Annotated in this window: 16 protein-coding genes; 6 read left to right on the top strand and 10 right to left on the bottom strand. The window is 70.0% G+C overall.

What is annotated here, in order from left to right; genetic code table 11:
- Position 1 precedes the first annotated feature (1 nt).
- Genes BLW75_RS33675 through BLW75_RS33665 form a run of 3 tightly spaced genes read right to left on the bottom strand, consistent with a single transcriptional unit; the run spans position 2 to position 3,920 of the window.
- Complete coding sequence (locus BLW75_RS33675) at positions 2–1,198, bottom strand: cysteine desulfurase family protein (protein WP_034315756.1); 1,197 nt, start codon at positions 1,196–1,198, stop codon at positions 2–4.
- A 49-nt stretch (positions 1,199–1,247) separates the two neighbouring features.
- The gene (locus BLW75_RS33670) at positions 1,248–2,642 is read right to left on the bottom strand and encodes an MFS transporter (protein WP_277814984.1); all 1,395 of its coding nucleotides are present in this window, start codon (positions 2,640–2,642) and stop codon (positions 1,248–1,250) included.
- A 24-nt stretch (positions 2,643–2,666) separates the two neighbouring features.
- Positions 2,667–3,920, bottom strand: coding sequence for a helix-turn-helix transcriptional regulator (locus BLW75_RS33665; RefSeq protein ID WP_034315760.1), 1,254 nt, complete (start codon positions 3,918–3,920; stop codon positions 2,667–2,669).
- A 135-nt stretch (positions 3,921–4,055) separates the two neighbouring features.
- Here BLW75_RS33665 and BLW75_RS33660 point away from each other — a divergent pair, with 135 nt between their 5' ends.
- Positions 4,056–4,946 carry an NADP-dependent oxidoreductase gene (locus tag BLW75_RS33660; protein WP_034315763.1) on the top strand — a complete coding sequence of 297 codons (891 nt, stop codon included), beginning with the start codon at positions 4,056–4,058 and terminating at the stop codon, positions 4,944–4,946.
- Positions 4,947–4,991: 45 nt separating this feature from the next.
- Here BLW75_RS33660 and BLW75_RS33655 read toward each other — a convergent pair whose 3' ends face one another.
- From BLW75_RS33655 to BLW75_RS33640, 4 genes are all read right to left on the bottom strand, one after another.
- On the bottom strand, positions 4,992–5,882 hold the full coding sequence (locus BLW75_RS33655; protein WP_034315766.1) for a lysophospholipid acyltransferase family protein: 891 nt from the start codon (positions 5,880–5,882) through the stop codon (positions 4,992–4,994).
- Positions 5,879–6,661 (bottom strand): GNAT family N-acetyltransferase, encoded by a 783-nt coding sequence (locus BLW75_RS33650; protein ID WP_034315768.1) that lies wholly within the window; start codon positions 6,659–6,661, stop codon positions 5,879–5,881. Before BLW75_RS33650 ends, BLW75_RS33655 begins: the two co-directional genes overlap by 4 nt.
- Before the next feature lie 177 nt (positions 6,662–6,838).
- Complete coding sequence (locus BLW75_RS33645; RefSeq protein ID WP_016336565.1) at positions 6,839–7,798, bottom strand: electron transfer flavoprotein subunit alpha/FixB family protein; 960 nt, start codon at positions 7,796–7,798, stop codon at positions 6,839–6,841.
- A gap of 26 nt (positions 7,799–7,824) precedes the next feature.
- On the bottom strand, positions 7,825–8,610 hold the full coding sequence (locus BLW75_RS33640; RefSeq protein WP_016336566.1) for an electron transfer flavoprotein subunit beta/FixA family protein: 786 nt from the start codon (positions 8,608–8,610) through the stop codon (positions 7,825–7,827).
- Between the two features lie 243 nt (positions 8,611–8,853).
- Between BLW75_RS33640 and BLW75_RS33635 the strand changes: the two genes are divergently transcribed.
- Entirely contained in the window at positions 8,854–9,705 is an 852-nt protein-coding gene (locus BLW75_RS33635) for a DegV family protein (RefSeq protein WP_091598821.1), read from the top strand.
- On the opposite strand, the gene BLW75_RS33630 is transcribed toward BLW75_RS33635, so the two are convergent.
- Positions 9,686–10,108 (bottom strand): hypothetical protein, encoded by a 423-nt coding sequence (locus tag BLW75_RS33630; RefSeq protein WP_034315770.1) that lies wholly within the window; start codon positions 10,106–10,108, stop codon positions 9,686–9,688. The genes BLW75_RS33635 and BLW75_RS33630 overlap by 20 nt on opposite strands.
- A gap of 130 nt (positions 10,109–10,238) precedes the next feature.
- Here BLW75_RS33630 and BLW75_RS33625 point away from each other — a divergent pair, with 130 nt between their 5' ends.
- Genes BLW75_RS33625 through BLW75_RS33615 form a run of 3 tightly spaced genes read left to right on the top strand, consistent with a single transcriptional unit; the run spans position 10,239 to position 13,021 of the window.
- Positions 10,239–11,012: a class I SAM-dependent methyltransferase gene (locus BLW75_RS33625; RefSeq protein WP_034315773.1), complete on the top strand. Its 774-nt coding sequence runs from the start codon at positions 10,239–10,241 to the stop codon at positions 11,010–11,012.
- A complete protein-coding gene (locus BLW75_RS33620) occupies positions 11,009–12,520 on the top strand; it encodes a 1,4-alpha-glucan branching protein domain-containing protein (RefSeq protein ID WP_034315775.1) in 1,512 nt (503 codons plus the stop codon). Before BLW75_RS33625 ends, BLW75_RS33620 begins: the two co-directional genes overlap by 4 nt.
- Before the next feature lie 15 nt (positions 12,521–12,535).
- A complete protein-coding gene (locus BLW75_RS33615) occupies positions 12,536–13,021 on the top strand; it encodes a glutathione peroxidase (RefSeq protein ID WP_034315778.1) in 486 nt (161 codons plus the stop codon).
- 172 nt (positions 13,022–13,193) lie between these two features.
- Here the strand turns inward: BLW75_RS33615 and BLW75_RS33610 are convergent, their stop codons facing one another.
- On the bottom strand, positions 13,194–14,960 hold the full coding sequence (locus BLW75_RS33610) for a glycoside hydrolase family 2 protein (protein ID WP_034315780.1): 1,767 nt from the start codon (positions 14,958–14,960) through the stop codon (positions 13,194–13,196).
- A gap of 108 nt (positions 14,961–15,068) precedes the next feature.
- Here BLW75_RS33610 and BLW75_RS33605 point away from each other — a divergent pair, with 108 nt between their 5' ends.
- A complete protein-coding gene (locus BLW75_RS33605) occupies positions 15,069–16,322 on the top strand; it encodes a glycosyltransferase family 4 protein (protein ID WP_034315782.1) in 1,254 nt (417 codons plus the stop codon).
- Positions 16,323–16,809: 487 nt separating this feature from the next.
- Here the strand turns inward: BLW75_RS33605 and BLW75_RS43995 are convergent, their stop codons facing one another.
- Positions 16,810–16,941 carry a hypothetical protein gene (locus tag BLW75_RS43995; RefSeq protein ID WP_255431241.1) on the bottom strand — a complete coding sequence of 44 codons (132 nt, stop codon included), beginning with the start codon at positions 16,939–16,941 and terminating at the stop codon, positions 16,810–16,812.
- Between the last annotated feature and the right edge of the window lie 169 nt (positions 16,942–17,110).

Genomic DNA, 17,110 nt, shown 5'->3' with positions numbered 1-17,110 from the left:
CTCACACCTCTTGCTTCTGCGTCTGCTTGCGCATTCCGGCGAGCCCCGCCTGCCTCGCCCTGTCGACGACGCCCGCGATCTCCCTCGAAACCGCTTCAACGTCTTCCGGTGCCGAGGTATGCCCGAACGAGAACCGCAGCGACCCGCGCGCGGCCGCGGGTTCGGCGCCCATGGCCAGCAGCACGTGGCTCGGCTGCGCGACACCCGCCGTGCACGCCGAACCGGTGGAACATTCGATGCCCTTGGCGTCCAACAGCATCAACAGGCTGTCACCCGCGCAACCGGGGAAGGTGAAGTGGGCGTGCGTGGGCAGCCGTTCGCCCTCGCCGCCGTTGAGCACCACGTCCGGCACCTCGCGCCGGACGGCCTCGATCAGGTCGTCCCGCAGCTCGGCGACGCGTTTGGCGTACTCCTCGCGGCCTTCGACCGCGGCCTTCACCGCCGTCGCGAACGCGATCACCGCGGGGACGTCGAGCGTGCCCGAACGCACGGCTCGCTCCTGGCCGCCGCCGTGCAGGACCGGTACGCACGCGGTGTCCCGGCCGAGCAGCAGCGCGCCGACACCGTACGGGCCGCCCAGCTTGTGCGCGGTGAGGGTCAGCGCCGCGGCGCCGCTCTCGGCGAAGTCGACGGGCACCGCGCCGACGGCCTGGACGGCGTCGGTGTGCAGCGGGATCTCGTGCTCGGCGCAGACAGCGGCGAGCTCGGCGATCGGGTTGACCGTGCCGACCTCGTTGTTCGCCCACATCACGGTGACCAGCGCGACCGTCTCGGGGCTGTCGCCGATGGCGGTGCGCAGCGACTCGGGGGTGACGCGGCCCGCCTGGTCGACCTCGACCCAGACGATCTCGGCGCCCGCGTGCTGCTCCAGCCACTCGACGGACTCGAGGACCGCGTGATGCTCGACGGTGCTGCACAGCACCCTGCTCCGCTTCGGGTCCTCGCCGGTGCGGGCCCAGAAGATGCCCTTGACCGCGAGGTTGTCGCTCTCCGTGCCACCGGCGGTGAAGATCACCTCGGACGGCCGGGCGCCCAGCGCCTCCGCGATCACCTCGCGGGCTTCTTCGACCCGGCGGCGCGCCCGGCGCCCCGAGGAATGCAGCGCGGAGGCGTTGCCCACTGTGGACAGCGCCTCGGACATCGCCGCTACGGCTTCGGGCAACATCGGGGTGGTCGCCGCGTGGTCGAGATAGGTCATCGCGTCTTTCAGGGTAGCCCGTTCCGGGGCGTGACCAAGCCCACCCTGGTCAGCGGGTGGCGGCGCTCATATCCGACGGCCACCGTCCGGTCAGCCGCACCCCCAGCAACGCGATGCCGGTCAGCACCACCGAAAGCACCAAGATCGCCACCGAAGGCTCCTTCGCCGAAGCCAGCGAAGCGAGCAGAACGCCGCCCAAACCGATGGTCAGAGCCGATCCGACCCAGTCGCCGAGCTGCAGTGCCGAGGTGTTGAACCCCCGTTCGGCCTCCGGCGAGTAGCGGAGCAGCAGAACCGAGATCGCGGGCATCGCGATCCCCATCCCGGAGCCGCCGACAGCCGACGCCACGAACGCCATCCAGCCGGGGAACGAGGGCAGCGGGACGAAGACGAAGATCGCCAAACCGGCCGCGACCAGCGCGAACCCGGTCCGCAGCGACGCTTCACGCGACCAGTCGAGCATGCGGCCCTGCAGCATCGACCCCGCCGACCAGCCCAGCGCGGTCACCGTCAGCGGCAGCCCGGCCAGCGCGGGGCTGTAGCCGTGGACCTCGGTCATCGTGAGCGGCAGATAGGCCTCCATCCCGGCGTACGCGCCCGCGATCAGCGCGCGCGAGGCGATCACTGTCGGCAACCCCGGCCGCGACGTCAGCGTCCCGGCGGGCAGGAGTTCGCGGAGCGCGTACCCGAGGGCGACCAGTCCGGCGCCGCCGTAGGCCAGCGCCGGGAGAGACGGATGCTGCGCCGCCCAGGTGAGCGCGGCGACGCCGAGGGCGGCGACCACCGCGGGCACGACCCCGGCGCGGACGGCGGACTCGCCGGGCACGTGTGCCGGCAGTCTGCGCGTGACGACGACCAGCAGCGCGAGCCCGATCCCGGTCAGCGGGATCAGCCCGAGGAACACCCAGCGCCAGCCGACGCTCACGGTCACCACGCCCGCGATCGAAGGCCCGATCACCGCCGGCAGCACCCACGCGGCGGCGTTGGCGGCGTAGATCACCGGACGTTCGCGGTCGCTGAAGGTGAGCGCGATCAGCAGCGACACCGAGACCAGCAGGAGCCCGGAACCGAAGCCCTGCAATCCCCTGCCGAGCAGGAGCAGCGGCATGTCGTGCGCGAGCCCGGCGACCAGTAGCCCGGCGGCGAACAACGCGGTACCGGCGAGCAGCGCGGGCGCCGGGCCCTTGCGGTCGCCGAGGCGTCCGGAAAGGACGGTCGCGACCACGCTGGCGACCAGGAACGTGGTGAACGGCCAGGCGTACAGCGCGAGGCCGTCGAGGTCGGCCACCATCGTCGGCATCGCGGTGGCGACGCCCATGCTCTCGAACGCGATGAGCGTGACCATGAGCAGCAGCCCGATGGTGGTCACGCGGTGCTCAGGTGTCCAGAGCACACCCTTCGGTTTGGCCTCGTCCCCAGTGATCGTCATACGACGAGCCTGCAACCTCCAGCTCGGTGGAGGTCAAGCTCACGACACGGACTCCAGGCGCAGCTCACGCGCCAGCACGGCGGCCTCGCCGCGTGACGTGACTTCCAGCTTTCCCAAGATCTTCCGCACGTGGAACTTCACCGTGTGCTCGGTCAGCGCCAGCTCCTCGGCGATCTGCCGGTTGCGTTTCCCGCGCGCGATCCCGGCGAGGACTTCGAATTCGCGCGGGTTCAGCCGGTCGAGCGGCCGCAGTTCCGGCGTTTCCTGGACGCCGAGCGGCAGGAGCGCGCTGATCGTGGCGCCCCAGCCGGGTACGGCGTCGACCTCCCAGCGTCCGCCGAGCGGGGTGATCCGCTCGGTGAGACCGGTGGCGGGCACGGCGCGGGCGACGTCCGGGCCGTCGTCGCGCACGGTGACCCGGAGGTGCTGCCCGTCGATCCGCCAGGACGCCCGGACCCGGCCGGCGCCCCGCTCCAGCGCGGCGAGCACGAGGCCGCGGGTGACCGTGCGCGCGGTGTGCGCGATGTCCTGCGGGAGCGGCCGTTCGTCGTCCGGCCCGGCGAGGTCGACGGTCACGTCGTTGTGGCGTACCAACGGAGCCAGCTGCGTGACAAGGGTGTCGAACGCCTCCGACGCGGGCTCCGCCGAGAGTTCCTGATCGCGGTCCGCGATCGAGCGCAACTCGACCAGCGCGGCCGCGGCGAGGTCGGTCGCGGTCTGCCTGGCGGCGGCGTCGCCGAGCTTGCGTGACCGCAGTACCGAGAGCAACGACGTCAACGTGGTCGCGTGGGTCTGCCCCAGATCGGTGATCGCCCGCGCCCGCGCGGTGGCCGCCGCGATGTTGCTCTCCAGGACGGCGGGCTCGGGGTCGGTGGCGCGCTGGGCGGCGTTCACGCTGACGATGTCCCACAGCTTGGCGACGAATTCGAGCGCGCCGTCCGACGGCTCGTCCTCGGCGGGGACGAGCGCGATCATCGCGCCCTTGCCGATCACCGGGGCCGAGGTCAGGACGACGAGTTTCCGGCGCTGCCCGCCGAGCGTCTCTTCGGCCACCACCGCCTTGCCCGGGACGCCGAGCGCGCCGAGCCGCTGAAGCTCGGCGCTCGTGACCGCTCCGGTGATCGCCGGATCGCCGTGGACCTTGATCGGCAGGCGGGAGCAGTCACCGGTCTCCATCGCGGCGGCGCGGTGCGGCAGCACGGCCGCGGCCGTCGCGGAGAAGCGCGGCAGGAGTTCGGGGCGCGGAGCGGCGAGCATGTACTCGACCTGGCTCAGCACGTGCAGCGGGTCCATGCGTCCACAGTAAGCGCGTCCGCGGGCGGGGACGCTGCTCTCCCGGCTAGTGAACACTGCTCGTCCGGCTGGTTCGGGCGGGGTCCGGGCGCCGGTTGACTGATCGCAGCGAAGAAAATCCGAGTAGGAGTGAACATGCGAGCGATCACCATCACCCAGTACGGCGAACCGGACGTCCTGCGGTCCGCCGAGGTCCCGCTGCCGGAGCCCGGCTCGGGACAGGTGCGGGTCGCGGTCAAGGCCGCGGGCGTCAACCCGATCGACTGGAAGATCCGGTCCGGCGCGATGGCGGAGGTCCGCCCGGTCGACTTCCCGCACATCCTCGGCCTGGAGCTGGCCGGCGTCGTGGACGCGGTGGGCGAAGGCACCGATTTCGCCGTCGGGGACGAGGTCTTCGGCTGGTCCGACACCGGCGCGTACGCGGAGTACGCGCTGGCGACCACCGTCATCCGCAAACCCGCCGGCCTTTCGTGGGCCGAGGCCGCCTCGCTGCCGATCGTCGGTGAGACGGCGTTGCGGGTGCTGGGCGAACTCGAGGTCAAGCCGGGCGAGACGGTGGTGATCCACGGCGCGAGCGGCCAGGTCGGCCGGATCGCGACGCAGGCGGCCGTCGCGCTGGGCGCCACGGTCATCGGGCTTGCCGGTGCTTCGTCGCTCGACGAGGTGAAGGCGCTCGGCGGGGTGCCGGTCCAGTACGGCGACGGCTGGGTCTCGCGGGTCCGGTCGGTCGCGCCGGACGGCGTCGACGCGGTGTTCGACGCGGCGGGCTTCGGTGTCCTGGCTGAGTCCGTCGGCCTGCTCGGCTCACCTGACCGGCTGGTCACGATCGCGGACCCGGCGGCGTACGCGCAGGGGCTGAAGTTCTCGGCGAGCGGCTCGCAAACCCAGGCCGTGCTGGAGGATCTGGTCGCGCGGGACCTGAAGCTGAAGCTGGGCTCCAGCTACGCGCTCGGCGATGCCGCTTCGGCGCATCAGGAAAGCGCGACCGGTCACGCGGGCGGGAAGATCACGCTGACGCTGGAGTGACCCGGCCTCGTGAGTGGTAAGGACGGTTAGAACCGTCCTTACCACTCACGAGCTGGGCACCTTCGGGACCTCCACGGCCGCCGGAACCGCTGCCGCCCGCCGCCGCCGCTGCATGGGGATCTGCACCCGGCCGAGCGCCGCTTGCACCGCGGATTCCGCCAGCGCGGCCAGCTCCCGCCGGTCCGAAGCGCGGCCCGGCGCGATCTCCGGGCACACGTGCACCTCCAGCACCAGACCGCGCAGCGCCGCGACCCGCCGCAGCGAGGCGATGAGCGACTCCGGACCGATGAACGCCGGCTGGGTCGTCTCCCGCCCGTCGGCGAGCCGGAAGCGCAGCGCGAGCGGCCGCACCGGGACGCCACCGTCAATCGCGGCCTGGAAGGTCGCCGGGCGGAACCGTCCCGAGCCGAGACCGCACCAGGTGGTGCCTTCCGGCGTCACGCTCACGAGTGATCCGCCGCGCATCGCGTCGGCGAGTTCGTCCATCGTCGCGGGCAGGCTCCGCAGGTTCTCCCGGTCGAGGAAGATGCTGCCGCCGCGGCGCACCAGCAGGCCGAGCACCGGCCAGGCGCCGACCTCCTTCTTGGCGAGCGCCCGCATCGGCTGGACGGCGTTGACCGCGATGATGTCCAGCCACGAGATGTGGTTGTTCACCACGAGCGCGCCACGGCCGGGCACGGCGCGGAAACGCTCGTCGCCGAGCACGCGCAGCTTCACCCCGAAGGACCTCAAGATCCCCACGAAGAGAAGGCGCACCAACCGTTCCCGGGGCATGCCGCGCAGCACGAGCACCAGCGGCGCCGACAGGAAGGCGCCGAAGATGACGCCGATCGCCGCGGTGAACCGCAGGACGCGCCGGCCGAACGCCACCGTCGGCGCCCCTTCGCTCAGGCAGCCGTCGCCGCACGGCGACTTCGGCATCCAGGCGTGGGTCATCCCTGCACTCCCAGGAAGTACTTGAGGTACCGCTCGTCGACGTTGTGCAGATCCAGCAGGACGAAGAAGTCCGCGACACCGAAATCCGCGTCTAGCGCGGGCGGGCCGTAGATTTTCGCACCCAGGCGGGTGTAGCCCTTGATGAGCGGCGGGAGGATCGCGCGGGCGGGCCGCTGGACACCCTCGGTCCGCCACGGGTTGAGCGGCGTCACCCGAAGGGATTCATCCGCGTAGTGCTTGGCGCGCAGGACATCCCAGACGCCCGCCGCGTAGGTCCCGCCGCCGGTCAACGGCACGGAGGCGCAGCCCGCGAGATACCGGTGCCCGGCCAGCAGCATGTAGCGCCCGATCCCCGCCCAGACGAGGCTCACCACGGCACCGCTGCGGTGGTCGGGATGCACGCACGAACGCCCCGTCTCGACCAGCGAAGGACGCAGCGAATCGAGCGCGGTGAGATCGAATTCGCTGTCGGAGTACAACTTTCCCGCCAGCGCGGCCCGATCGGGCGGCAGCATCCGGTACGTGCCCACGATCTCGCCGGTGTTGTCGTCCCGCACCACTAGGTGGTCGCAGAACTCGTCGAAGTAGTCGACGTCGAGCCCGGGTTCGAGGGAATTGAGCGTCGCCCCCATTTCCTCGGCGAACACTCGATACCGAAGACGTTGCGCGGCAACGACTTCTTCGTTCCCGTTCGCCACGAGAAGGGAGTAACGCGGCGCATCGGCCGGGAGTTCGACACCTGCCTGGTCAGTACTGACGAGGAGCTGTGACGTCGTCATGACCCAGGTCTACTCCCCGGGGGGTACCAACGACAATGCGCCCGATGGCCGAATAGTGCACGTTCAGTTAATTGCGGGTTCTCAGGGTTCTCTCAGGCTGGAAGATCACTTTCGGATCACAGAAAAGGGACCGCCCGGGAAAGAAATCCCGGACGGCCCCTCTTCGAACGAAGGACATCAGCCCTTGCGCTTCTGGACCTCTTCGGTCAGCTGCGGCGCGACGTTGAACAGGTCGCCCACCACACCGAAGTCGGCGATCTCGAAGATCGGCGCCTCGGCGTCCTTGTTGACCGCGATGATGGTCTTCGAGGTCTGCATACCCGCGCGGTGCTGGATCGCGCCGGAGATGCCGAGCGCGATGTACAGCTGCGGCGAGACCGTCTTACCGGTCTGGCCGACCTGGAACTGCGCCGGGTAGTAGCCCGAGTCGACGGCGGCGCGGGAAGCACCGACGGCGGCACCGAGCGAGTCGGCGAGCGCCTCGACGACGTCGAACTTGTCGGCCGAGCCGACACCGCGGCCACCGGAGACGACGACCGAGGCCTCGGTCAGCTCCGGCCGGTCGCCGCCGACGATCGGCTCGACGCCGGTGATCCTGGCGGACTTCGCCGGGTCGCCCGCGGGGACCTCGACGGTCTCCTCGGCGGCGGCACCCTCGGCCGGGGCCGCCTCGACCGCGCCCGGGCGGACCGAGATGACCGGGACACCCTTGGTGGACTTGGACTTCACGGAGAACGCGCCACCGAAGATGGACTGGTCGACGCTGCCGTCGCCGTTCACACCGACGGCGTCGTACAGCAGACCGGAGCCGAGGCGGACCGCGACCCGGGCGGACACCTCCTTGCCCTCGGCGCTGGCCGCGACGAGCACGGCGGCCGGGGAGGTCCGCTCCGCGAGCGCGGCGAGGACGTCCACCTTCGGGGTGACCAGGAAGCCGGTGGCGTTGTCGCCCTCGGCGACGTACACCTTGGCGGCGCCGTGCGCGGCGAGGGCTTCCTTCGCCTTGGCGGCGGTGCCGGTCGGGCCGACGACGACCGCGGACGGCTCACCCAGTTCACGAGCGGCGGTCAGCAGCTCGAGCGTGACCTTCTTGACTTCACCGTCGACGTGGTCGACGAGGACGAGTACTTCAGCCATTTCCCTATTCCTCCTCGAAACCTGTCTCAGATGAGCTTCTGCGCGACCAGGTAGGCGGCCACCTTGCTGCCGCCGTCACCCTCGTCCTCGACGCGCTCACCGGCGGTGCGCGGCGGCTTCGGAGAGGCTTCGAGCACGGACGACCAGGCGTTGCCGAGGCCGACCTCGCCGGCGTCGACGCCCAGGTCCGCGACGGTCAGCGTCTCGACCGGCTTCTTCTTCGCGGCCATGATGCCCTTGAAGGAGGGGTAGCGCGGCTCGTTGATCTTCTCGCCGACGCTCACCACCGCGGGCAGGTTCGCCTCGAGGTGCGTGACGCCGTCCTCGGTGTAGCGGTCGGCCTTGATCGAGGTGCCGTCGACGGTCAGCTCGTTCACGTGGGTCAGCTGCGGCAGGCCGAGCAGCTCGGCGATGATCGCCGGCACGGCGCCACCGCGGCCGTCGGAGGCCTCGTTACCGGTGATGACCAGGTCGAAGCCTTCGACCTTGGAGATCGCGGCGGCCAGCACCTTGGCGGTGGCGATCGCGTCGGAGCCGTGAAGGGCCTCGTCGGAGACGTGGATGGCCTTGTCGGCACCCATGGACAGCGCCTTGCGGATCGCGTCGGTCGCGCGGTCGGGACCCACCGAGACGACGGTGACCTCGCCCTCGCCGGCTTCCTTGATCTTCAGGGCTTCTTCGACGGCCTTCTCGTTGATCTCGTCGAGCACGGCGTCGGCGGATTCGCGGTCAAGAGTGTTGTCGGCACCGGAGAGCTTCCGCTCCGAGTAGGTGTCCGGTACCTGCTTGACCAGGACAACGATGTTCGTCATGGGTCTACTTCGACCTCCCGTTGGTGGCCGGCGTCGGCCACGGGGCAACAGCTCTACTGGCCGGTAGATTAGGGCCATTTCAGCGCCGCGGCCCCCCGAGGTGACTTCATTCACCTGGATGCACGTTTTAGTGGGACCATCGTCCAGGTAATTCACCCGGAAGTGAGTGTTACCGGCCGACTAACCCGAACGGCCGTATTCCGGGGTACACCCGCCGGGTACGACGGGCTAACCTGCCCCACCATGCGTTCCATGCCCGGCCCCGTCGCCGTGATCACGGACTCCACCGCCTGCCTCCCCGCCCCGGTCGCCGAACGCTGGGGAATCGGCGTCGTTCAGGTCCAACTGCAGGTCGGAGAGCAGTTCGACGAAGAGAACCGCTACAACCGCGAGGACATCATCGGCCACCTGCGGGCCGGCACCCCGGTGAAGACGGCGCCGCCCGAGGTCGCCGCGTTCTTCTGGGCGTTCCAGGACGCCGCGAGCAAGGGCGCCTCCGCGATCGTCAGCATCCACATCTCGGGCCGCATGTCGGAGACGGTGAACGCCGCCCGCGAGGCCGCCCAGCAGGTGAACGTCCCCGTCCACGTCCTCGACAGCGGGACCACCGGGATGAGCCTCGGTTTCGCGGCGACCTCGGCGGCCAAGGTCGCCGCCGCCGGCGGGCAGGCCACCCGGGTGATCGACGCCGCCGAACGCCGGTTCCGCGGCAGCCGGGAGATCCTCTACGTCGACACGCTGGAGTTCCTGCGCCGCGGCGGCCGGATCGGTGCCGCGCAGGCCTTCCTCGGCTCGGCGTTCTCGATCAAACCCCTGCTGACGGTGAAGAACGGCGAGGTCGCCCCGCTGACCCGGGTCCCGGGCCAGCGGCGGGCGCTCAACAAGCTCGTCGATCTCGCGGTGGAGTGCGCGGGCGATCAGGACGTGGAGGTCGCCATCACCCGGTTCGGGCCGGACGAACGCGATCTCGAGATCGGCGGGCGGCTGCGGGCACGGCTGCCGCATATGGTCGACAGCACCCTGGTGGACGCCAGCATGATCCTCGGCGCCCACCTCGGCCCCGGCGCCATCGGCATCACGGTGTCGCCGGTGTAACCCGCTTCGAGGGGATCAACGCCAACACGATCGGGAGCACCGCGCCCAGCGCCGTCGTCACGACGATCAGCACCTGGTCCACCGGCTCGAAATGCGAGACGTGGCCGAGGTGGTAGAGGAAGTGCGGCAGTCCGAAGCAGAAGGTGGCGAGCGCCGCGAGCCTGGCCACGGCGGTCGTCCCGATCACGGCGGCGCCGATCAGGATCGCGGAAAGCGCCAGGTTGAGGCCACCGAAGTCCTGGATCAGGTGCTCGTTGAAGGGGCCGTCCATCGCCACCCAGCCGGTGCGGAACCCCGGGAAGTCCCGGTAGAAGCCCTCCGGGCTGAACAGCGGCCACAGCCCGACGGGCAGTTCGATGAGACCGAAGACGACGAGCAGTACGCGGGTGAATGTCCGTTGCATATCTCCTGGACTGCGCAGCGCCGCGAAACGTGACAACCCCGCAATTCGTCACCTACTTGCGAGTGCCGAACAACGCAAGTAGGTGACTAGTTGCGGGAGGGTCGAAGTGACCGGCCGGTAGGGTCGCGGCGTGACCACCCCAGCCACCAGGGCCGAAGCGCTGCACCTCACCGGTGAACGCACCGTGCCGGGCATCGCCGAGGAAAACTACTGGTACCGCCGCCACGAGGCCGCGTACCAGGAGCTCCTGCCCCTGTGCGAAGGCAAGACCGTCCTGGAGGCCGGGTGCGGCGAGGGCTACGGTGCCGGGCTCATCGCCACCGTCGCCGAGCGGGTGCTCGCCCTCGACTACGACGTCCCCACCACCGAGCACGTCGCCCGCCGCTACCCCGGCATCGGCGTGGCCAGGGCGAACCTGGTGTTCCTGCCGCTGCGGGACGCCTCGATCGACGTCGTCGCCAACTTCCAGGTGATCGAGCATCTCTGGGACCAGGGCGCCTTCCTCGCCGAATGCCGCCGCGTGCTCTCCCCCGGCGGCCGCCTGATCGTCACCACGCCCAACCGGCTGACCTTCACCCCGGACAGCGACACCCCGCTCAACCCGTTCCACACCAGGGAACTCGCACCGTCCGAATTGGACGAACTGCTGCGCGAAGCGGGTTTCGAGGTCGAGACGCTGCACGGCCTCCACCACGGCGAAGGCGTCGCCAAGCTCGACGCCAAGTACGGCGGCTCGATCATCGACGCGCAGCTCGACGTCGTCATGGGACAGCTGCCCGGTCAGGCGACCTGGCCGGCGGAGCTGCTCGCCGATGTCGAAGCCATCCGGGCCGCGGATTTCGCCATCCACGGTGAGGACCTCGACGCCAGCCTCGACCTCGTGGCCGTGGCGGTGCGCCGATGAGCGAGTACGAGGGCACGTTCTGCCTCGTCGTGCACAGCCATCTGCCATGGCTGCCGCATCACGGCTCCTGGCCGGTCGGCGAAGAATGGCTCTACCAGGCGTGGGCGCATTCCTACCTGCCGATGGTCGACCTCCTGCGCCGCTTCGCCGACGAGGGCCGCGAAGACGTCCTCACCCTCGGCATGACGCCGATCCTCGCCGCCCAGCTCGACGACCCGTACTGCATCGACGCCTTCCACGACTGGCTCGGCCACTGGCAGCTGCGCTCCTGGCACGCGTCCACGCTCTGGCGCGGCGACCCGCTGCTGCGCGACCTCGCGGCGAGCGAGTACCGGACGGCGCTCAAGGCATCGGAAGAACTCGAAACCCACTGGCGGCACGGTTTCTCGCCGATCCTGCGGTCCTTTGTGGACAATGGGACGATCGAACTGCTCGGCGGCCCGCTGGCACATCCGTTCCAGCCGCTGCTCGACCCGGCGGTCCGCGACTTCATGCTGCGTGGCGGGCTGGCCGACACCGCGCTGCGGATCGGACGGCGCCCCGAGGGCATTTGGGCACCTGAATGCGGTTACGCGCCCGGAATGGAATCCGGATACGCCGCCGCGGGAGTCCAGCGGTTCATGGTCGACGGGCCTTCCCTGCACGGCGACACCTCAGCGGCGCGGACCGTCGGCGATTCCGACGTCGTCTGCTTCGGCCGCGACCTCGAAGTCACGTACCGCGTCTGGTCGCCGAAGGCCGGCTACCCCGGCCATGCCGCGTACCGCGACTTCCACACCTGGGCGCACGAGGTCGGCCTCAAACCGTCGCGGGTGACCGGCAAAACCGTCGAGCCGCCGGACAAGGCGCCCTACGACCCGGCGCTGGCGACGGCCACCCTCGGCGGCCACGTCCAGGACTTCGTCGACACCGTCGTCGCCCGCCTGCGCTCGCTCAAGGCCGAGCACGGCCGCGAATCACTCGTCGTCGCCGCGTACGACACGGAACTGTTCGGGCACTGGTGGCACGAGGGCCCGGCCTGGCTCGAAGGTGTCCTCCGGGCGCTGCCCGAGGCTGGAGTCCGTGTCACGACGCTCAAGGGCGCGCTCGAAGCGGGCCACCTCGGCGGGAAGGTCGACCTCCCGGCGTCGTCGTGGGGCTCGGGCAAGGACTGGCGGGTCTGGGACGGCGAGCAGGTCGCCGACATGGTGCGGGACAACACCGCGCTGCAGCACCGGATGCTGGACCTGGTCACCGGGATGGACACGACGACCCGCGACGCCGTCCGCGATCAGGCCGTCGCCGAGGCGATGCTGGCGCTGTCGAGCGACTGGGCGTTCATGGTCACCAAGGATTCCGCCGCCGACTACGCGCGGCGGCGGGCGAAGGTGCACACCGAACGGTTCGACACGCTCGCCGGACTGCTCCGCGACGGTGCGCTCGACCGCGCACGGGAGACCGCGGCCGCGTTCCGGCGCGACGACGGGCCCTTCGGCCATGTCGACGCGCGTGACCTGCTGAGGAAATGACGAAAAGGGGCAATCATGGGCATCCACGACATCCCACTGAAGACGCTCGCGGGCGAGGACACGACGCTCGGCGCGCTCGAGGGCAAGACGCTGCTGGTGGTGAACGTGGCGTCGAAATGCGGGCTGACCCCGCAGTACACCGGGCTGGAGAAGCTGCAGGAACGGTACGCGGACAAAGGTTTCTCCGTCGTCGGGTTCCCGTGCAACCAGTTCGCCGGACAGGAGCCGGGCACCGCCGAGGAGATCCAGACCTTCTGCTCGACGACGTACGGCGTTTCGTTCCCGCTGTTCGAAAAGCTGGACGTGAACGGCGAAACCCGGCACCCGCTCTACGCCGAATTGACCAAGGCCGTCGACGCGGAAGGCGCCGCCGGTGACGTGCAGTGGAATTTCGAGAAGTTCCTCGTCGCCCCGTCCGGTGAAGTGGTGGGACGGTTCCGCCCGCGCACCGAACCCGAGGACGAACTGATCACCAAGGCGATCGACGCCACGATCGGCTGATCCGCACTTTTCCCGAGACGGGCGGGTTCCCGGAGCGATCCGGCGACCAAAGTCCCCGAAGATCCCGGCCACCCGCGCGACCAGGTGAAGCGCCAGACGACCCCGGGCAGCTGCCTTCTCAGCTGCTCGGGGTGCCCGTCCGGGTCCGGGACTCGGGCGGTCCGGTGGAGGTTCAGCCGGACCGACCCGCCTCGATGACCGCGCGATTGCGGGCCGCGACGGTCGCCGCATCGGCCTTCACCACCCGCCGGTCGTAGGTGAGCAGGCCGTTGACCTCGTTCTCGACGTCGGTGATCTGGGTGTAGATCGCGCCGGACAGGCCGGTTCCGGCGATGATCTTTTCGAGGTGTTCGCTGACCTCGGCATAGCGCTTCGTCAGCTGTGCCGAGGTCAGCGTCATCTCATAAGCCTGTGGCTCCCCCGGCCAGCGATGGTCGTCGACGACCAGGCCGAGGCCGCCGTACTCGCCGTCGACGATCACCCTGTGGTCCTTCACCGAGGGCTTCCCCGGGCCGACGTAGGTGTGGTCGTCGTAGACGTCGCCCGCTCCGGTGTCCGGCCGCGAGAAGCAGCAGTTCACCCCGCTGTTCGCGACGACGAGCCTGGTCGGGTCGAGGTCCTTCACCAGCTTCGCGATCCGCGCGGTGTCGAATTCGCCCCAGCCCTCGTTGAACGGCACCCAGCCGACGATCGAGGTCATGCCGCGCAACTGCTCGATCATCTCGATCAGTTCCGCTTCGAACCGCGCCTTCGCCTCCGGCACCGGATCGGGCGCGGTGCCGGGCGGGCCGTCGAAGGAGACGGTGAGCGACGGCATGTCCTGCCAGACGAGCAGGCCCAGCCGATCCGCCCAGTGATACCAGCGCTCCGGCTCGACCTTGACGTGTTTGCGGACGAAATTGAAGCCGAGTTCCTTGGTCTTCTCCAGGTCGAACCGCAACGCCTCGTCGGTGGGGGCGGTGTGGATCCCGTCCGGCCAGTACCCCTGGTCGAGCGGGCCGTGGAGGAAGGTGATCCGGCCGTTGAGCGCGATCCGAGGCCTGCCCTGGGCGTCGGCGACCGTCCCGATCGTGCGGAGCCCGGTGTAGGACTCGACGACGTCGAGCGCGGTGCCGCTCTCGTCGAGCAAGCGGACCTGGAGGTCGTAGAGATACGGATCGTCGGGCGTCCAGAGGCGCGGCGAAGGCACCTCCGCGCGCAAGCGGCGTCCCACGTCCTCCGCGACGCGTGCCACTTCCGGTCCATCGGGCTCGCTCACGATCAGCTCCACGCGGGCGCCGCCTGTGACCTTGGGCACAACCGTCACCCCTTCGAGGTCTGGCGTCACCTGAAGATCCCGGACGTGCTCGGACGGCACCGGCTCCAGCCAGACGGTCTGCCAGATACCCGACGCGGCGGTGTAGAAGATCCCTTTCGGGTCGTTCCGCTGCTTGCCGACGGGGTGGGTCGAAGCGTCGGTGCGGTCCGTCGCGCGGACCGTCAGTTCCTGCGATCCCGACGGCCGCACCACGTCGGTGATGTCCGCGCTGAAGGCCGTGTACCCCCCTTCGTGGACAGCCACTTTCTGATTGTTGACCCAGACCTCGGCGGACTGGTCGACAGCGCCGAAGTGGAGCAGGACGCGCTGACCGTCCCAGCCGGACGGGACCTTGAAAACCTTGCGGTACCAGAGGGTTTCGTCCCGCCGCCCGATACCGGAGAGCGCCGACTCCAGCGGGAACGGCACCAGGATCCGCTCGCCGTACCCGTTCCGGCCGGACGCGCCGCTGCCCGCGTACTCCCAGACGCCGTTGAGGTTCAGCCAGCGTTCGCGGACCAGCCGCGGACGCGGGTACTCCGGCAGCGCGTCGCCGGGCCCGACCTGCGCGGACCACGGCGTCGAGAGCACCGGTTCGACGGTTTCGAAGGCCGGTCCGGCCGCGTTCACCGAGGAGGTCATCACTCCGATGGTGGCAAAGATCGCCGCTCCTGTCGCCCTCGATCGGGTTCACCGGCAGGGGTGATCGCCCGGTCCCGGTGACGACCGACTCACGAGTAACCTCCACCCATGCGCGTGCTGATGTTGTCGTGGGAGTACCCACCCGTGGTCGTCGGCGGACTCGCACGGCACGTCCACGCCCTGGCCCGGCATCTCGCCCGGCAGGGGCACGACGTGGTCGTCCTGTGCCGTCACACGGCGGGCACCGACGCCGAGACCCATCCGAGGACCGATCGCGTGGTCGAGGGCGTCCGGATCATCCGGGTCGCCGAGGATCCGATGCACGTGACCTTCGAACGGGACCTCGTCGCGTGGACGCTGGCCATGGGGCACGCGATGGTCCGAGCCGCCACCGACCTGCTGCGCACCTGGCAGCCGGACGTGGTGCACGCGCACGACTGGCTGGTCACCCATCCCGCGATCGCGATCGCCGAGGCGGCGCGGGTGCCGCTGGTCGGCACGATCCACGCCACCGAGGCCGGACGGCATTCCGGCTGGCTCTCGCATCCGCTGAACCAGCAGGTTCACTCGGTCGAATGGTGGCTCGCGAACCGCTCGGACGCGCTGATCACCTGCTCGCAGGCCATGCGCCGCGAGGTGGCGCACCTCTTCGAGGTCGACGGCGACGCGGTCACCGTGATCCACAACGGCATCGAGGAACGCACCTGGCAGGTGCCCGCGGAAGAGGTCGCGCATGCGCGCGAGGTCTACAGTCCCTCCGGCGCGCCGCTGCTGCTCTACTTCGGACGGCTGGAATGGGAGAAGGGCGTGCAGGACCTGCTCGCCGCGCTCCCCCGGATCCGCCGCGCCAAACCGGGGACGCGGCTGGTCGTCGCCGGCAAGGGACGGCATCTGGAGGAACTGGTCGACCAGGCCCGCAAGCTGCGCGTCCGCCGCGCGGTGGACTTCGTCGGGCACCTCTCCGACCGCGAACTGCGCGCCGTCCTGGCCGCGGCCGACGCCGTCGTGCTGCCCAGCCGGTACGAACCGTTCGGGATCGTCGCGCTGGAGGCGGCCGCCGCGAAGGCGCCGCTGGTGGCTTCGACCGCGGGCGGGCTCGGCGAGGTCGTCGTCGACGGCGAGACCGGCCTGGCGTTCAGCCCCGGCGACGTCGACGCCCTCGGGGACGCCGTCGAGACGGTCCTGGACGACGAGGTCGCCGCCGCCCGCCGCGCGCTGACCGCGCAGTCGCGCCTGGCCGCGGACTTCGACTGGGGCCGGATCGCCGAAGCGACCGTCGCCGTTTACCGGCGGGCTCGCATCGGGGAGCCGGTGGAACTGGGGCGGCCGAAGATCGCGACCGGGAACGCCTTCGAGCCCTGATCACTCGACGCGTTCAGAGGACTGAATGCGGCAGGCGCGGCTGGGTCGTGCGGGGTAGGGCAACGTGTCAGGTCCTGAAACTCTCAGGGGCCCGGTCCTCGCAAGACCTGCCGCGGCTGCGACTGTCCACAAGGGGCTGAAGGGCGGTCTCCAATGCCTGATTTGAGCACTTTGCGCATTCTTGCGCCGGCGTCGTGAGTGATAAAGCGCGTTAGAACGACCATTACCACTCACGACCCCCGCGCAAAGCACTCAGATCGGACACGCAGACAGACCTCAGCGTCCTTTATGGACAATTAGCGTTCGTACTCGTCTTTGCGCGAAGGACCCCTTCATGCGGGCCGAGCCGCCGCATTCAGGTGACCATTCGTGGCGGTGTCCGCGGGGCGGAGGGGAAATCCGGGACGTCGGGGGACCCGGATCCCCCTCCACGAGCGTCGCGGGTCGCGAGGGGCGCGACCCCCGGAGCTGCTCTAGGTGACGAAGATCAGAAGTGGCAGGGCCGGACACAGTCCGGCTGCACCGAGACCCCGGCCGAAGCGGACACCGCGGGGGCGGCGAGGGCGACGGCGAGGACGGCGAAGGTCGCGGCCAAGAGGGTCCTCAACTGCTTCTTCATGGTTGCTCCTCGGGGAAACGGGTGGAATTCCCACCCGGCGCCGAGCATCCGCGCGACCCGCCGCCGAAACAACGGGGGTTTCACTAGGTACCCCTACCTAATCGCGGTCCGTGACCGATTCGTCCGGTCCCGTAAGGCGTAACTCGCTTGTTCGGCATAAGAAAGCCGC

It is taken from the genome of Amycolatopsis lurida (genome assembly GCF_900105055.1).
Taxonomy (GTDB): Bacteria; Actinomycetota; Actinomycetes; order Mycobacteriales; family Pseudonocardiaceae; genus Amycolatopsis; species Amycolatopsis lurida.
The sequence above is the reverse complement of the archived record's forward strand: the minus strand, read 5'-3'. Positions and strand labels throughout refer to the sequence as shown.

What these genes read in the sequence shown, in the direction of transcription:
- BLW75_RS33675 (WP_034315756.1), bottom strand. Translation starts at nt 1,198, where the DNA reads ATGACCTATCTCGACCACGCGGCGACCACCCCGATGTTGCCCGAAGCC.
- BLW75_RS33665 (WP_034315760.1), bottom strand. Translation starts at nt 3,920, where the DNA reads ATGGACCCGCTGCACGTGCTGAGCCAGGTCGAGTACATGCTCGCCGCT.
- BLW75_RS33660 (WP_034315763.1), top strand. Translation starts at nt 4,056, where the DNA reads ATGCGAGCGATCACCATCACCCAGTACGGCGAACCGGACGTCCTGCGG.
- BLW75_RS33655 (WP_034315766.1), bottom strand. Translation starts at nt 5,882, where the DNA reads ATGACCCACGCCTGGATGCCGAAGTCGCCGTGCGGCGACGGCTGCCTG.
- BLW75_RS33650 (WP_034315768.1), bottom strand. Translation starts at nt 6,661, where the DNA reads ATGACGACGTCACAGCTCCTCGTCAGTACTGACCAGGCAGGTGTCGAA.
- BLW75_RS33645 (WP_016336565.1), bottom strand. Translation starts at nt 7,798, where the DNA reads ATGGCTGAAGTACTCGTCCTCGTCGACCACGTCGACGGTGAAGTCAAG.
- BLW75_RS33640 (WP_016336566.1), bottom strand. Translation starts at nt 8,610, where the DNA reads ATGACGAACATCGTTGTCCTGGTCAAGCAGGTACCGGACACCTACTCG.
- BLW75_RS33635 (WP_091598821.1), top strand. Translation starts at nt 8,854, where the DNA reads ATGCGTTCCATGCCCGGCCCCGTCGCCGTGATCACGGACTCCACCGCC.
- BLW75_RS33630 (WP_034315770.1), bottom strand. Translation starts at nt 10,108, where the DNA reads ATGCAACGGACATTCACCCGCGTACTGCTCGTCGTCTTCGGTCTCATC.
- BLW75_RS33620 (WP_034315775.1), top strand. Translation starts at nt 11,009, where the DNA reads ATGAGCGAGTACGAGGGCACGTTCTGCCTCGTCGTGCACAGCCATCTG.
- BLW75_RS33615 (WP_034315778.1), top strand. Translation starts at nt 12,536, where the DNA reads ATGGGCATCCACGACATCCCACTGAAGACGCTCGCGGGCGAGGACACG.
- BLW75_RS33610 (WP_034315780.1), bottom strand. Translation starts at nt 14,960, where the DNA reads ATGACCTCCTCGGTGAACGCGGCCGGACCGGCCTTCGAAACCGTCGAA.
- BLW75_RS33605 (WP_034315782.1), top strand. Translation starts at nt 15,069, where the DNA reads ATGCGCGTGCTGATGTTGTCGTGGGAGTACCCACCCGTGGTCGTCGGC.
- BLW75_RS43995 (WP_255431241.1), bottom strand. Translation starts at nt 16,941, where the DNA reads ATGAAGAAGCAGTTGAGGACCCTCTTGGCCGCGACCTTCGCCGTCCTC.